Source organism: Mucilaginibacter sp. P2_A5, from assembly GCF_056404995.1.
In genome coordinates this window covers 31,717-46,192 of record NZ_JBFUCY010000034.1, presented here as the reverse complement: position 1 = coordinate 46,192, position 14,476 = coordinate 31,717, and the positions used below count along the sequence as shown (strand labels likewise).

The 14,476-nt window shown below is 46.0% G+C and carries 13 protein-coding genes; 6 read left to right on the top strand and 7 right to left on the bottom strand.

Going from position 1 to position 14,476, the window contains the following annotated elements:
* Positions 1 to 336: 336 nt before the first annotated feature.
* From AC1DXF_RS24265 to AC1DXF_RS24245, 5 genes are all read right to left on the bottom strand, one after another.
* Positions 337 to 2,358, bottom strand: a complete 2,022-nt coding sequence (locus AC1DXF_RS24265; RefSeq protein WP_477451291.1) for an HRDC domain-containing protein — start codon at positions 2,356 to 2,358, stop codon at positions 337 to 339.
* 162 nt (positions 2,359 to 2,520) lie between these two features.
* Positions 2,521 to 5,703, bottom strand: a complete 3,183-nt coding sequence (locus AC1DXF_RS24260; RefSeq protein ID WP_477451290.1) for an error-prone DNA polymerase — start codon at positions 5,701 to 5,703, stop codon at positions 2,521 to 2,523.
* A 2-nt stretch (positions 5,704 to 5,705) separates the two neighbouring features.
* On the bottom strand, positions 5,706 to 7,208 hold the full coding sequence (locus tag AC1DXF_RS24255; RefSeq protein WP_477451289.1) for a Y-family DNA polymerase: 1,503 nt from the start codon (positions 7,206 to 7,208) through the stop codon (positions 5,706 to 5,708).
* The gene (locus AC1DXF_RS24250; protein ID WP_477451288.1) at positions 7,201 to 7,929 is read right to left on the bottom strand and encodes an ImuA family protein; all 729 of its coding nucleotides are present in this window, start codon (positions 7,927 to 7,929) and stop codon (positions 7,201 to 7,203) included. Before AC1DXF_RS24250 ends, AC1DXF_RS24255 begins: the two co-directional genes overlap by 8 nt.
* A 5-nt stretch (positions 7,930 to 7,934) precedes the next feature.
* Positions 7,935 to 8,312 carry a hypothetical protein gene (locus tag AC1DXF_RS24245; protein ID WP_477451287.1) on the bottom strand — a complete coding sequence of 126 codons (378 nt, stop codon included), beginning with the start codon at positions 8,310 to 8,312 and terminating at the stop codon, positions 7,935 to 7,937.
* A 102-nt stretch (positions 8,313 to 8,414) separates the two neighbouring features.
* On the opposite strand from AC1DXF_RS24245, the gene AC1DXF_RS24240 reads away from it, so the two are divergent.
* Positions 8,415 to 9,023 (top strand): alpha-ketoglutarate-dependent dioxygenase AlkB family protein, encoded by a 609-nt coding sequence (locus AC1DXF_RS24240; protein ID WP_477451286.1) that lies wholly within the window; start codon positions 8,415 to 8,417, stop codon positions 9,021 to 9,023.
* A gap of 154 nt (positions 9,024 to 9,177) precedes the next feature.
* Here AC1DXF_RS24240 and AC1DXF_RS24235 read toward each other — a convergent pair whose 3' ends face one another.
* Together AC1DXF_RS24235 and AC1DXF_RS24230 are read right to left on the bottom strand one after the other, a co-directional pair.
* A complete protein-coding gene (locus tag AC1DXF_RS24235) occupies positions 9,178 to 9,531 on the bottom strand; it encodes a hypothetical protein (protein WP_477451285.1) in 354 nt (117 codons plus the stop codon).
* A 3-nt stretch (positions 9,532 to 9,534) separates the two neighbouring features.
* Positions 9,535 to 10,056 (bottom strand): hypothetical protein, encoded by a 522-nt coding sequence (locus tag AC1DXF_RS24230; RefSeq protein ID WP_477451284.1) that lies wholly within the window; start codon positions 10,054 to 10,056, stop codon positions 9,535 to 9,537.
* Positions 10,057 to 10,653: 597 nt separating this feature from the next.
* On the opposite strand from AC1DXF_RS24230, the gene AC1DXF_RS24225 reads away from it, so the two are divergent.
* From AC1DXF_RS24225 to AC1DXF_RS24205, 5 genes are all read left to right on the top strand, one after another.
* Complete coding sequence (locus AC1DXF_RS24225; RefSeq protein WP_477451283.1) at positions 10,654 to 11,817, top strand: metallophosphoesterase; 1,164 nt, start codon at positions 10,654 to 10,656, stop codon at positions 11,815 to 11,817.
* 14 nt (positions 11,818 to 11,831) lie between these two features.
* Positions 11,832 to 12,518: a DUF2461 domain-containing protein gene (locus AC1DXF_RS24220; RefSeq protein WP_477451282.1), complete on the top strand. Its 687-nt coding sequence runs from the start codon at positions 11,832 to 11,834 to the stop codon at positions 12,516 to 12,518.
* A 293-nt stretch (positions 12,519 to 12,811) separates the two neighbouring features.
* The gene (locus AC1DXF_RS24215; RefSeq protein ID WP_477451281.1) at positions 12,812 to 13,273 is read left to right on the top strand and encodes a VOC family protein; all 462 of its coding nucleotides are present in this window, start codon (positions 12,812 to 12,814) and stop codon (positions 13,271 to 13,273) included.
* Positions 13,274 to 13,339: 66 nt separating this feature from the next.
* Positions 13,340 to 13,696 (top strand): VOC family protein, encoded by a 357-nt coding sequence (locus AC1DXF_RS24210; RefSeq protein ID WP_477451280.1) that lies wholly within the window; start codon positions 13,340 to 13,342, stop codon positions 13,694 to 13,696.
* A 75-nt stretch (positions 13,697 to 13,771) separates the two neighbouring features.
* Complete coding sequence (locus AC1DXF_RS24205) at positions 13,772 to 14,383, top strand: hypothetical protein (protein WP_477451279.1); 612 nt, start codon at positions 13,772 to 13,774, stop codon at positions 14,381 to 14,383.
* The last annotated feature ends 93 nt before the right edge of the window (positions 14,384 to 14,476 follow it).

Sequence of the window (14,476 nt, the reverse complement as noted above, 5' to 3'; positions counted from 1 at the left end):
CTAAAGCCGAACGGTAATGAAAACCAATTATTCATCGATTCATTTTTTCCTCTTTTAAGGCTCCGATGTACCTGAATCTTTTAAAATAAAAAATGTCATTTCGAAACGAGGTACGAGCGAGAAATCTTAGACGCATTGCATCCTGATCAGCTTGATGGAATGCAGGGCGTTCAAGATTTTTCGCTACGCTCAAGAGATAGTTTCTCCTCACTCCAGCGCTCATCCCCACCTCGGTTCGTCGAAATGACAATTTGTGGGCGATAAAGCAAACCTGGATATACCGGCTTTTGCAAAGCCATAAGGCGTTATATTTATGTCGACCTTAAGACCTTCTTTCTAAAACAAGTTCCCCTGCTCTATTTCGGCACCCAATGCTTCCTGCAGATAAGACCGGATCATTGCGATCAGTTGCGGACCGTATTGTGTCGCTTTCTGCGGCCCCACCCCTTTTATGCCACCCAGCGCTTTAATCGTCGGGGGGAGTTTCTCGGCAATAGCAGCAACTGTTTTTTCTGACAAAATCATGTTGGGCATTATCCCATCTTTTTCGGCAGCAGCCTCGCGCCAGTCCATCATCTGGTCAAAAAGCCGTTGGTTGGGCTTTTCATTCAGGGCTTTAACGTAAGAATTGGATTGATCTGTATTGGCCGCACCCTGCGCCTTTTGTTTTTCTTCAAGATATGCCGTACCCGTAAAATCAACTTTCGAAAAATACTCCATGAGCATAATGCGGGCCATCATCCACTGGATCAGTTTATCTGCCTTGGCCGCTTTGGTTTCTTTATCTTTCGCCAGGCCCATGAGCCCAGGAATTTGCTGATGCAGGTTTTCTGTGGCCACCGTTAGTTTATCCTTAAAGTAGGCGGCAGCTTTTTGGATCCGCTCGGGCTGATAATTGGCCAGTTGGGGGGCAAGTTTCTCGGCCACATTAAAAATATCTTTCTCCATATCCGGTACCGGCTCTTCAAACCCAATAATCCTGTTTTGCAAGCCACTGAAATTAAATAGTTCGGCAAGCAACGATTGACGGTAAAGCTCCCGGTCGCGTTCCAACCTGTTTGCATCAGGTTTAAGGGATTTTGCCTGCTCATTAAAATAGGCAACGGCAGGATCGCCGATAATATTATGGGCAGCAATTGGGTTACGCAATACCATACCCGACAGGGTTCGACATCGACTAAGCGCCACGTACGCCTGCCCGTGGGCAAAAGCCTCGCTTACATCAATAATGGCTTTATCAAAACTAAGGCCCTGGCTTTTATGAATGGTGATAGACCAGGCCAGTTTAAGCGGGATCTGGGCAAAGCTGCCGGCATTGGTCTCGCTGATCTGCTGCTCCTCCAACTGGTATTTAATATTGGTCCATTCTAAAGCCTGTACGGCAATTTCGCGTTCTTCCTGCCCGCAGCGCACAAAAACAGTGTCGGGTTCTATCCGGGTGATTACACCTATTTTGCCATTATAAAAAAGCTTTTCGGCCGAGCTATCATTTTTAACAAACATTACCTGTGCACCTATTTTAAGCTTCAGGTTGGTTTCTGTAGGGTACGCATCTTTCGGGAACTCCCCCCGGATGGTGGCCGCAAATTCAAACTCCTGCCCTTCCAATGCCTCTACAAATTCGTTATTCAACTGCTGGGCAATGGAGTTATGTGTGGTAAGGGTGATATACGGTTCTTCGGCCGTGGGGCGAAAACCGGGCTGGTGCCGGGCATTCAGCAACTCCAGGTTATCGGGGCTAATGGTTTGGTTACGCACCTCGTTCAAAATATCAACAAAGGCTTGTTCCTTTTGTCTGTATACATGATCGAGTTCGATTTTTACATACGGTGCTTTTTGCATCACCAGGCTACTGAAAAAATATGGGGTAGTGTAATAGCGGCCCAGCAGCATCCACTCTTCATCCTTAATGATGGGGCTAAGTTGAGACAGATCGCCTATGAGTAAAAGCTGTACGCCGCCAAAAGGCTGACTTGTGCCTTTCAGGTTTCGTAATATCAGGTCTATCTGGTCAAGCACATCGGGCCGTACCATACTTACCTCATCAATGATGAGCAGCTCCAGGCTGGAAAGTAATTCCTTTTTTTCCGGGCTATAATGCATATCGGGCCGGGCATTTCCTGCCGGGATAATGGGCCCAAAGGCTATCTGGAACAGCGAATGAATAGTCATGCCGCCCGCATTAATAGCAGCTACGCCCGTTGGGGCTACAACAGCCATTTTCTTATTTGATTCCTGCCTTACACGCTGCAAAAAGGTGGTTTTACCCGTGCCTGCCTTACCCGTTAAAAAAACAACCGTATTGGTTGTTTCCAGGTAATCAAAAGCCATCTGCATTGCCGGGTTTGTCTCTTTCATCTTTTCGGTTGCAATGTTAATATAAATTTTATGTGAGTCAAGATATTGGAGTCGGGAATCAAGAAAGAAAATAATAACAGCCTGATTACAGTTTGTAAAGCAATATTTTTCATACTTAGGCATTTTTTGTCTTAACTCTTGATTCTTGCATCTTGACTCTTACTATTTAAAGTTTCTGCCTTTGTGAAAAACCTCTTTAACCTGTGTAACCGGCGAGGTTGTTTCATCGCTGCGCGATAAAGTTAATACCGGCAAATCTTCGGTGTGGGCTGCGGTAAGCCCCCGTAATAAGGTTGATAGGTTAAAAAAGCGGTGTGCTATCACATGGATTACCTCCCCCTCTATCTGCAATTTGCCCTCCACCATTAACAAGCGCGATTGCAATATCTCTTTACGATATTTATCAAATACCTTTTCAAAAGCTACCAGATTGGCAAAGCCGGTTTCGTCTTCAATGGTAATAAATAAAATGCCCTTGGCTGTACCGGGGCGTTGCCGTACTGTTACCAGGCCGGTAACTTTAACGGGGTCGCCATCTTTTAGCTGTGCCAGCCGGCCGGTAGCTGTTACTTTTAACAGATCCAGTTTTTCGCGCACAAAACTAACAGGGTGTGCCTTTAGCGACAAACCTGTGGAGGCATAATCCTGCACCACATGCTCGGCCTGGGTCATTAATGGCAGCGTAACCTGTGCCTCCATAGCACTTTCGGATGGCCGGCCGGCGAACAGGCCGATAGGCTTATCATTAAGTGCGGGTACTTCCCATAAAGCTTCGCGCCTATCCAGTTTCAGGGAACGGAATGCATCGGCATCGGTAAGTTTTTCAATGGCGGCCTGCGGCACTTCGGCATCGCTTAACCGACTGATGCTGGTATAACCTGTTCCCCGCCCTGTTATCAGCGCCTGCATATCATCCTCGCGCAGGCCGTTCACCTGCCTGAAGCCTAAACGCACCGCGCAAAACTTACCATCTTTTTCTTCCAGTGTGTTATCCCACATGGAGTGGTTTACATCTGCCGGGCGCACAACTACACCATGCCTTTCGGCATCAATCACTATCTGCGCCGGCTGGTAAAAGCCCATTGGCTGGCTGTTGAGTAAAGCCACAGCAAAAACATCAGGATAATACCACTTAAGCCATGATGAGATATAAACCAAGTGCGCAAATGAAGTAGCATGACTTTCAGGGAAACCATAGCTGCCAAAGCCTTCCAATTGCTTAAAAATACGACTGGCAAATTCTTCGGTATAGCCTTTGCCCATCATACCGGCCACCAGTTTATCACGAAAGTTACTTACCAATCCTTTGGCCTTAAACGTAGCCATACTTCTGCGTAACTGGTCAGCTTCGGCAGCGGTGAAATTTGCCGCTACCATGGCAATCTCCATAGCTTGCTCCTGGAATAAAGGCACACCTTTTGTTCGTTCCAATATTTTTTTTAATTCTTCCGAAGGATATTCAACTTTGTCTATCCCATCGCGCCTGCGTAAATAAGGGTGCACCATATCGCCCTGTATGGGGCCGGGGCGTACAATGGCTACTTCTATCACAAGGTCATAAAATACCCTTGGTTTCAATCGCGGCAGCATAGACATCTGCGCGCGGCTTTCTATCTGGAAAACGCCAAGCGTATCGGCATGGCAAATCATTTCATATACTGCGGGGTCGTCCTGTGGCACGTTTGCCAGCGTCAGTTCTTCCCCGTAATGCTGCTTAACCAGGTCAAAACCTTTGCGGATGCAGGTGAGCATGCCTAAAGCCAGCACATCTACCTTTAAAATACCCAAATCTTCCAGGTCGTCTTTATTCCATTCCAATTGGGTGCGATCTTCCATACGGGCATTCATTACGGGACACAAATCTGAAAGCTTGCATTGGGTAATCACAAAACCGCCGGTATGCTGCCCTAACTGCCGTGGAAAGCCCATCAGTTCTTCGGTTAGTTGCAGCACCTTTTTCAATAACGGATCATCGGGATTCAATCCCTGCGCAATGATGCGCCCCCTATCGAAAGCTTCTTCCGAAAAATCCCAGATAGCACCCGAAAGCCGGTTAATAGTATCTACAGAAATGCCCATTGCCTTACCCACATCGCGGATTGCGCCTTTATGCCGCTCCTGGGTAACCGTGGCAACAATAGCCGCATGCCCACGGCCGTAGGTTTCATATATCCATTGGATAATTTCTTCCCGGCGCTCGTGCTCAAAATCAACATCAACATCGGGCCATTCCTCCCGCGAATCGGACATGAAGCGCGAAAATAGCAGGTTTGATTTGGCCGGATTAACAGGGGTAATCCCCAAACAAAAACAAACCGCACAATTAGCGGCCGATCCCCGCCCCTGGTGCAGGATTTTTAACTCTTCAGCCTTTTGGGTGTATTCAAAAATCCGTAAAAAATAAGGGGCCAGTTTTCGCTTCTTAAAAAAATCAAGTTCGAACTGGATCTGTTTCTTTTGTAATTCAAATTCGGCATCAGTAAACATTTTTTTGGCACCGGCCCAGGTATGGGATGCCAGGTGTTCATCTGCCGTCCGCCCATCAGGGCTAATCCACTCCGGCTCCAGGTATTTTAAAGTATCTAATGAAAATTTACAGGCTTCAGCAATTTCCCGGCTACGTGCCAGGGCATCTGGGTATTGTTGAAACAGGCGTTCCATTTCTTCAATCGGCTTCAAATACCTTTCGGCATTGGCGTGCAGCCGGAAACCAGCATTGTGGATAGTGCACTTTTCGCGTACGCAGGTTACTATATCCTGTAACTCGCGCCTTTCCGCCTCATGATAATGCACATCATTGGTAGCCACCATAGGGATGGTTAATTGCGAAAGCCGGTAAAAGCGTTTAGCATCATCGCCATGATATGAGCGGGTTGCGGCTATATACAAATCATGGCCTAAAGCTGCCTGGTACTCCTTTAAATCCTGCTTAAATGAATCATCAAAATCAAACCAGGTGTTTAATTCATCGGGGGGAATAACAATAAATTTTATGCCTTCGGCATGTTCAAATACATCGTTTTTATACAGATCGCATTTGCCTTTTTCGGTACGCAGGTTACCTTTGGTAAGCATAGCGCACAAACGCCCCCAGGCTGTAATATCGGTAGGATAAGCCAGCAAACTAGGGCCGTCCAACAGATCAAGCCGACAGGCCGGGATAAAACGGATGCCGGCACTTTTTGCAGCGGCATGGGCACGTACTACACCGGCAACGGTATTACGGTCGGTAATGGCAATGGCTGTATAACCCAGCTTAACTGCGGCCTCCACCAGCTCGGCAGGATGCGAGCCGCCGCGCAGGAAGCTAAAATTGCTGGTAACCTGTAATTCCGTATACTCCATACTCACGCAAAAAAACCATGAATAAACCATTGATTTGTTTCACCGGCCACATAGGCCCCCAGGCGAAAGATCCAGTAACGCTTGCCGTCCATATCTTCAACATGGTAATAATCACGGCGTTCGCCATTTTCAAGCCACCACTCACGCTCAATGCGTTCGGGGCCATCAGCTTTTTTAATGGGGTGCACTTTATCCTGGTAGATAAAAAGCATGGGCGGATAATCGGGCAGCAACGAAGTTACCTTAACCGGTTCTGGCCGGGCCAAAAGCTGTGTGGGCCGTGGCCTGCTGATGCGCCAGGCGGTAGCAGGTTTCTCCAATATGGTAGCAGCTTTTTTGATAGAACGCTCGGGCCAGTAATGCTCGTCGGGCAGGTAACGGTGAATAACATTGGTATTTATTTTACCGGCAATCCTGTCCAGCAGCTCGGCTACTCCTGTATCATCCAGGCCGCCAACCTCGCCCCACAGGCGTTCCTGTACAGGGTCGGCATCATCTACTTTAGGGGCATCCAACACAAAAAGTTCAATCCCCAGGGCAGGTTCTATCGTGGCTATTTTAAGCTCGAATAATTTAAAAAGGTGCTCCACATGGTGCGATGCCCGGTTGGTGCCTATCTGCACCTGCTCTACCTTACCATCCACCCGGTAACACCTCAGTACACCCGTTCGTAACCCTTTGCCATCCTGCTGCAACCGTTTACACATACCTTCCAGTAACCGTCTGATTGCTATCTCTATCCCGGTGGCGGTATTGATGGGTTCCATGCAGGGCAGGCGCTCCTGGTAGGGCTCAACGGGCTGTAATAATTGCATCGGTTCATCCTCGTTGCCCAAAGCCTGGTTAAGCCGCAGCAGCAGATGCTCCCCAAACCGCCGGCGTAATACCGACCGTGGCATGCGGATAAAACTGCCGATGGTACGCAGCCCCAGCTTTTGCAAACGCTCGGTAATCACAGGCTCCAGCCGCAAGGCCACCGGCGGTAGCGGCAGCAAGGCCGTAACCTGTCCATAACTTTCAATAATGGGGCTTAGCCTGCCAAAGCGTGCAATGGCCCAGGCCGCGCCAATGCTATCGGCCATGGCGGCGCGGGCATCATAGCCCTTGCTCCGTAATTTCAACACAATAGTTTTCAGGTATTCCCGTTCGCCGCCCCAAAGGTGGGTACAACCGGATACATCAAGGATCAGCCCATCGGGCAAATCAATGGCGATAATGGGCGTATAGCGGATACACCACTCGCCTAGGGCATGTAATAATTTAGCGGCACGGTCGGGTTGCTCATCTATCACCTGCAAACCGGTTATTATGGCTTTGGCATCGGCAGCCACCATGCCGGCTTTTACACCATGCACTTCGGCGGCACGGTTGGTGGCGGTTATTAGCATGCGCCCGTGATCTTTTATCGCAAAAACAAAAGGCACATCTTTCAGTTCGGGCTGCTTTAGGGTAAGCCAGTCGGTAGTTAAATGACGGAACCATATGGACATAAACCGCTTAGGCATATTGCTGTAATGTTATTACGGTTGCCACCTTTTCTTCGGCAACCGGTACAAACCTGCCGACCACCCACTCTATTTTCCAGCAGCCCGGGTTGCCGTTACGCACCTTTAAAAGTTCCACCTGCCAGCGCGGGAAGCCTACGCCGGGCAAACCGTTTTCCAGTTCACTTGGCAGGTGCGTTATTTGCCAGCGGGCCACACAAGCGGTTGTGCCCAGTTTTTGAGGATCGGTACGCAGGATAAACCCGGTTACTTTGCTGCTTTCAACCGCCAGTTGCAGGCGCCGCGATTGGGTAAAATTGATGCCCGGTAACTCGGCAATAACGGCTGCCAGGCCATCGCATTTCAGGGCTTCTTCGGTTGCCCAAAGCAAATCTTTTTCGCGCTGCAGGTCTATAAATATCACCCGCTCGGGCGGTACGCCAAATACTTTAAGCGCAGGCGGGAAAACCTTGCGCGCTTTGCTTATCCACAAGCAAACCCCATTGTTACGCATCAGCTGGGCCAGTATGCCCCCAATAAAACCGCTGGTGGCCGCGGCATGTTCGGGCTCGGTAGTTAAAAACTCATGCACTACCCCTACCGGGAAAACACCGTTTGGAAAAGCAGCCTCAATAGGCCCCAGGCCAAAACTATCGCTGGCCCCGGCAACGGGCGCTTTAAAACCTTCCCACAATAAAATATCCTTTTTCAGCTGGCTGATAATATCCTTTTTTGCTTCCATGTGGTTCAGTTTAAAGTCGGTTCGCGAAAAACAGGTATAAATAACCCCATATAAACCGTTAGGTGCACTACCATGTGCCTGCTGATAGCCTGCCCAATTTCCTGGATAGCCTGTACACTTAACGGGCTTTCATAATCAGCATTACGCGGGTCGGGTACAGGCTCAAAATAACGCTGAATGTCGTCATCCTGTACACGGGCGTTACGATCATACCACTCCCCCTGCTCCAGTTGCAGCATCATGGTAATAAATTCCCTGCCATTATAAAACTCTATGATAAATTGCGGCGCATAGGGCAAATCCCATTGCTCAGGTGGCACCTCGTCCACCTGTATCCGGGTGATGCCCCGGCTTAGCTCCACATCGATATAAAATTCTTCCATCAGAAACAGACTACAAATCTAATACTAAAAATATTAGCATTTTACTATCTTTGTAAAAAAAATTTAGCAAAAAATTGTTTTAGCAAAAAATTGGAGGTTGATATGGAACAGCTATGTTTTTTTCCTGATGCCGGGCAAAGTAAGGGCTTGCCCACCCATTTATTAGATTACCGCCCAAGCCTTTTTAGTGAGCAGGAAAGCGACAGCCTGCTCCAAAAGTTTATTGCCGAAACTCCCTGGAAACAGCGCATGCAAAGGATTTATGATAAAGACGTCATCACCCCTCGCCTCACCGCCTGGTACGGCGACCCGGAGGTTTATGACTATGCCTCGCTAACCCAAAGCAAGCCCAACTACTGGACGCCCGAACTACTGATGATTAAAAATAAAATAGAGCCATTGGCCGGCATCCAATTTAACAGTGTACTGCTCAATTATTACCGCGATGGCAACGACTCGGTAGCCTGGCACAGCGACCGCGAAGATGTACTGGGCAAAAACCCGATCATCGCATCGGTAAGTTTTGGGCAGGTACGCAGCTTTGATATCCGCAGCAAACAGCATCACCATGAAAAATATTCGGTACGGCTGGAGCATGGCTCATTTTTGCTGATGAAAGCCGGGTTGCAGGAGCATTGGGAACACCGCATAGCAAAATCGGTAAAACCGATGAAGGCGAGGGTTAATTTGACGTTTAGGGTGGTGGTATGATTTTTTATTTTCCCTTTTTTGTAGAGACACTACATTTGATAAACTACAACCCCCAAAATTAAAGAGTAAAAAATCAACTTGTTTTAGGTATTTATAGAAATATAATCCTGTCAGGCGGGTCGTTTCAAATAGAGCTAAAAGACTGATAAATAAATTATAGCTTAACCAATTTTAAAATATCCTCTATTTTAGGACAATATCCTTTTTTTCTTATTATCTGATTATCCATAAACTTCACAACATAATCGCAGTAAATGAATGTGTCCATCTCTATCTGCATTTCACTTCCATCTCTTGAGTTTTCTTTTATAATAATACCTGGATGTTTTTGAGATTGGTGTACTTGCCCGGTACAAGCTACTGTTATGTTTAAGGAATCTATATCGTCGGGATCTTCATCTATTTTAACAATAACAAACCACCTGTTTTGAGATTTCCAATAGCCCTCTTTATTATCAAAATATGATACTGGAGCTATTACAACATCTCCTATTTTATATTTAGGCATGTGTTATACACATTCTAATTGTTGCTCCGAAGTAAGATCGTCCATAATATCCTTTGGCAGATGCTCGAAGTTCTTAGAAAGTTTTTCAAGATATTCTTGAGAGAATTTTTGATTTGCAGCAGGGTACAATTCTGAATCTAATTTCTTTGAAAAATCATTAACCATGTCTAAAATTTTAGTGGTTTTTTTTACGATACCCCTTGATAAAAAACCCGACTTTGGCTTGGTTTTCATATGTGTATTTAACGCCCTGCCTAATTTTTCCCACTTGATAAGCATATCTTCTTTTGCTGTGTGGTCTGACTTTAAAAAGGTGTCGTAATCTTTATTTGTTTGTGAGATAATAGAATTTAAAGCTTTGCGTAATTCTATATTTACCATTGCAACTTTTACTAAAGATTTTCCAAAGCCTAACAATAATTTCCAAAATGATTTTTCATTATTTTTAGCATGGGTATCCTCTTGAGACAAATTTCTCTTAATCTCCCTTAAAAAAAGTTGCTCATTATTTAATGTAGCTAACATGGCATTCATGATTTTCTACGTTTACAACTTGTAGAATGTTACTTACAGCAAGTTGTTTGTTATACTAACATTTGACTATTAATATACTGTTTTTGTTAAAAAAAGTTTTTTTGTAATTAACTATTATCAAGGGAATGAACAGTGAGATACGCTGCACGCTCAATTTTGATTAAGTTAGTTATCGAAGCAATAAATATTTTGAATTTACACGGCTCCGCAGATTGGAATTGTGTATTGGTAATAATTCAAAAGCCATTTATTGCTTTAAGTTTAACACAAATATATGTATAATACTCATAGCTTAAAAAAGGTTAGAATTTTATTACAAAAAATTTATAAAACCACTTCAAATTTGATTCAGTGTAAAGTAATATATAGTTACCAACATTTTGCGTCTCCCGCGTACAAATCGAACATACAATTTCGGCCGTGCAAATCGACTCGCAGATCGCCGTGCAAATCCTGAATGTCCTGTGGGAGACGCAAAATATTGCGTCCCCCTACAATTTTTTAAAGGAATACCCCCCTTTTGTCATCTTAACGCAATCAAGTCTAAATGCTTAAAATCTTTTTGACACTCGTTCGTCTTACCTAAGTATGAAGAAAAGAGTACCTGCCATTGTATTACTATGGCTAATTATTGATATGTATTTTTTTGCGGCCGTACAAACGCTTACCGCAAACACTACCATTTACCTTATATACTGGTTATTTGACGGCTTGCTGGCAGCCACTATCGTTTTCAGCGCCTTTACCGGTAAAACCAAAGTTATATCGTGGTTAATGGCATTAATGCTGTTATCATTTGTGCCCAAACTTATTGGCAGCATTGTTTTATTACTGGAAGATGTTACCCGCCTGTTCCGTGGCTTTCCGCCGCATAGCGTGGGCGTAAGCCAGTTTGTGCTCATCATAGCCGGAGTGTTTTTCCTGCTGCTGTTGTTTGGTGTTACCCGCGGCCGCCACTATTACAAAGTAAGGCGCGAGACATTATACTTCCCCGACCTGCCCGAAGAATTTGATGGTTTTACCATTACCCAGTTATCTGATATTCATTCCGGCAGTTTCAGCGATGCCGAAGGTGTGCAAAAAGGCCTCGACCTGGTGAATGCCCAACAGAGCGATATGATACTATTTACGGGCGACCTGGTAAATAACCATGCTGCCGAAATGGATCCCTGGATCCCGGCTTTTGCCAAACTTGAAGCCCCTTATGGCAAATATTCTGTATTGGGCAACCATGATTATGGCGACTATATGCGCTGGGATAACGTGAACGATAAGCAAGCCAACCTTGTACGCCTTAAAAACGTGCATGAGGAAATAGGCTTCCGGCTGCTTTTAAATGAATCTTTAACTATTGATAAAAATGGTGAATCACTGGCGCTTATCGGCGTAGAGAACTGGGGCAAGGGTGGTTTCCACAAATATGGCGACCTGGAAAAGGCCGCCGCGCGCGTACCCGACGATGCTTTTAAAGTACTGATGTCGCATGATCCATCGCATTGGGATGCGGTAACTATGGGGCACCACCAGCACGTTCACCTTACTTTATCCGGCCACACGCATGGTGCACAATTTGGCTTTGAATTGTTTGGCTTTAAGTGGAGCCCCATTAAATATGTGTACAAACAATGGGCCGGCCTTTATGAGCAAAGCGGCAAATATTTATATGTAAACCGTGGCTTCGGTTTTCTTGGGCTGAAGGGCCGTATAGGCATCTGGCCCGAAATTGCAGTGCTTACCTTAAGGCGCAAATAGTTATTTTTGACGCCATGAGTCAACCCGTATTGCCCGTTTCTGCTATCGACTTTTTAAACGACCTGAAAAATAACAATAACCGGGAATGGTTTACCGCGCGTAAGGAGCTTTACCAGCAACAGCTTGGTTTTGTGGAGGGTTTTGTAGATGCCATACTGGCCAACTTAAACCTGCACGATGTTATTGAAACACCAACCGGCAAAAAAAGCATGCACCGCATTTACCGCGATACCCGGTTTGGTAAAGATAAAACGCCTTATAAAACCAATTGGAGCGGCAGTTTCACGCGCGCCACTAAATACAGGCGCGGCGGCTATTATTACCATTTTGAGCCCGGAAATACCTTTATTGCCTGTGGTTTTTGGGCACCCAACCCGCAGGATTTAAAACGCATCAGGGATGATATTGCTTTTGATGATAAGCCCCTGCGCAAGATCCTCAACAGTGCCGCTTTTATCAAAAGCTTTGGCACGCTGCGTGGTGAAACCGTGAAAACCACTCCCAAAGGTTACCCTGCCGACCATGAAGCTATCGATTTGTTGCGGTACAAGCAATACCTGGTTGTGCACCGGTTTACCGATGAAGAATTTTTGAGCGCCAGCTTTTTTGAAAGCATTTGCCAGGCATTACGGGATATGCGGCCGTTTTTGGATTATATGAGCGAGGCGCTGGTGACTGATGTTAATGGGGTGGTTGATTAGGGTCAGATACCTGGCTATGCTTTGAATAATATCCTTAAGATTGGGCTGAGTTGTAAAATCCGAAGACTCTGAAGCAGGAATGACAACGCCGCCCCCGATGTCATGCCGAACTTGTTTCGGCACCCCACTTGCTAAGTATACTTCATGCGGGTCACCTGTCCTGTAGGATCCCGAAACAAGTTCGGGATGACTTCCGTTTTTCAACTTGGCATGTGTGAGTCGTAGCCGCCACACGATATACGTTATTCTCCCCCAAAACTACCTATTGCTGAAACCAATCTCACACCTTAACTTTGTCATACACAACTCAATTAACCATCCCCGCCATGGTCAATCAAACTCCCAAAGCCTCAAACATTACCCAAGCCGTACCTTTTTTTATGATCACCGAAATGGAGCGATCATTACACTTTTATGTGGAAGGATTAGGCTTTACACTGGTTAACCAGTGGGTACCAAAAAATAAAATAGAATGGTGCTGGCTTCAGCGGGGCGGCGGGGCCATTATGTTGCAAACCCTGCATAAGGATATGCCGGAGCGCGGCCTGGGAGTATCTGTTTGCTTTCAGTGCCAGGATGCGCTGGCATTGTATCACGAGTTTGTGGAACATGGCCTTAAACCCAATGAGCCTTTTGTTGGAAACAACATGTGGGTAGTTACCATAAAGGACCCCGATGGTTATAACCTGGATTTTGAAAGCCAGACAGATGTACCGGAGGAAACTAAATATTCGGAGTGGAAAAATGAACAATAACACGGTATGATGCGGTTGGCGCTCTGTCGATAAAACATAGTATATTTATATAAATATCCTTTCCTCATGAAAATAGAATCCGTTATCCCCGTGCTTTATTCCGACGATGTTTCGCGCAGCCTGGCTTATTATACCCAGGTATTGGGCTTTGAAGAACAGTGGACATGGGACGATGTGCCTACATTTGGCGGGGTCCTGATTGGCCATACCACCATCTTTTTTTGCAGGGGCGACCAGGGGCATCCGGGAACGTGGCTTTGCATTAATGTTGATAACGTAGACGAATACTATGAGGCCATTAAAGAAAAAGGCGCTGTAATTTTATCGGTACCTGAAGATAAACCCTGGTTTATGCGCGAGATGCTGGTAAAAGATCCCGATGGACACATTTTGCGGGTAGGCCACAATATCGATTGTGATTAGGGAATAAGCTGAAAGCCAAAGGCGTAAAGCTGAAAGCAAAAAAAGGCTCTTTTTGGTAAACTTTAATTATTTAGTATGCTGCAAAACAGGGTAAATCCATACGGTGATATTATCAAAACCAGTGCACGTGGTGCCTGGATAGGTAACCGGGGGCAGTTGCATGGTAATACCAAAACCATACTGCGGCCCTTTAAGCTAAAAGCCTGGATTACCTGCCTGTTGCAGTTTAAAGGCAGGCACCGCGAGGTGATGTCGCCGGGTTTGTGGACAGAGTTGTTCTTTTTGGATGAGGCCACCGCTTTTGCGGCTGGTCATCGCCCTTGTTTTGAATGCCGCCGTGATGATGCCAACAGGTTTAAAACAGCCTGGCTTGCAGGTAACCCTGGATATGGATTCGACAAAAAAACAGCAATCGGGAAAATTGATGAGATCATTCACCAGGAAAGGATTGATAAAAACGGCAGCAAAGTAACTTTCGATGCCGATGTACAGGACCTGCCCAACGGTACTTTCATACAAGTTAATGGCGAACCCTACCTGGTAGCCGATAGCCAGCTTTATCATTGGACGCCCGCCGGGTATGAAAAACCGGGCTTGCCATTAAGGGCGGGGCAGGTTACTGTGCTGACGCCACGTTCGACGGTCAACGCGTTTAGTGCCGGCTATCTGCCGCAAATAACCCTTTAGCCCTTTGATAACCAACGCAATTTCACACCCGGTTTATAGATACCTCGTATTTTATAACCGGAGAAGCGAAAAAATGAGAATGACGTATTGGCT

What these genes read in the sequence shown, in the direction of transcription:
- AC1DXF_RS24265 (WP_477451291.1), bottom strand. Translation starts at nt 2,358, where the DNA reads ATGAAAGAGACAAACCCGGCAATGCAGATGGCTTTTGATTACCTGGAA.
- AC1DXF_RS24260 (WP_477451290.1), bottom strand. Translation starts at nt 5,703, where the DNA reads ATGGAGTATACGGAATTACAGGTTACCAGCAATTTTAGCTTCCTGCGC.
- AC1DXF_RS24255 (WP_477451289.1), bottom strand. Translation starts at nt 7,208, where the DNA reads ATGCCTAAGCGGTTTATGTCCATATGGTTCCGTCATTTAACTACCGAC.
- AC1DXF_RS24250 (WP_477451288.1), bottom strand. Translation starts at nt 7,929, where the DNA reads ATGGAAGCAAAAAAGGATATTATCAGCCAGCTGAAAAAGGATATTTTA.
- AC1DXF_RS24245 (WP_477451287.1), bottom strand. Translation starts at nt 8,312, where the DNA reads ATGGAAGAATTTTATATCGATGTGGAGCTAAGCCGGGGCATCACCCGG.
- AC1DXF_RS24240 (WP_477451286.1), top strand. Translation starts at nt 8,415, where the DNA reads ATGGAACAGCTATGTTTTTTTCCTGATGCCGGGCAAAGTAAGGGCTTG.
- AC1DXF_RS24235 (WP_477451285.1), bottom strand. Translation starts at nt 9,531, where the DNA reads ATGCCTAAATATAAAATAGGAGATGTTGTAATAGCTCCAGTATCATAT.
- AC1DXF_RS24230 (WP_477451284.1), bottom strand. Translation starts at nt 10,056, where the DNA reads ATGTTAGCTACATTAAATAATGAGCAACTTTTTTTAAGGGAGATTAAG.
- AC1DXF_RS24225 (WP_477451283.1), top strand. Translation starts at nt 10,654, where the DNA reads ATGAAGAAAAGAGTACCTGCCATTGTATTACTATGGCTAATTATTGAT.
- AC1DXF_RS24220 (WP_477451282.1), top strand. Translation starts at nt 11,832, where the DNA reads ATGAGTCAACCCGTATTGCCCGTTTCTGCTATCGACTTTTTAAACGAC.
- AC1DXF_RS24210 (WP_477451280.1), top strand. Translation starts at nt 13,340, where the DNA reads ATGAAAATAGAATCCGTTATCCCCGTGCTTTATTCCGACGATGTTTCG.
- AC1DXF_RS24205 (WP_477451279.1), top strand. Translation starts at nt 13,772, where the DNA reads ATGCTGCAAAACAGGGTAAATCCATACGGTGATATTATCAAAACCAGT.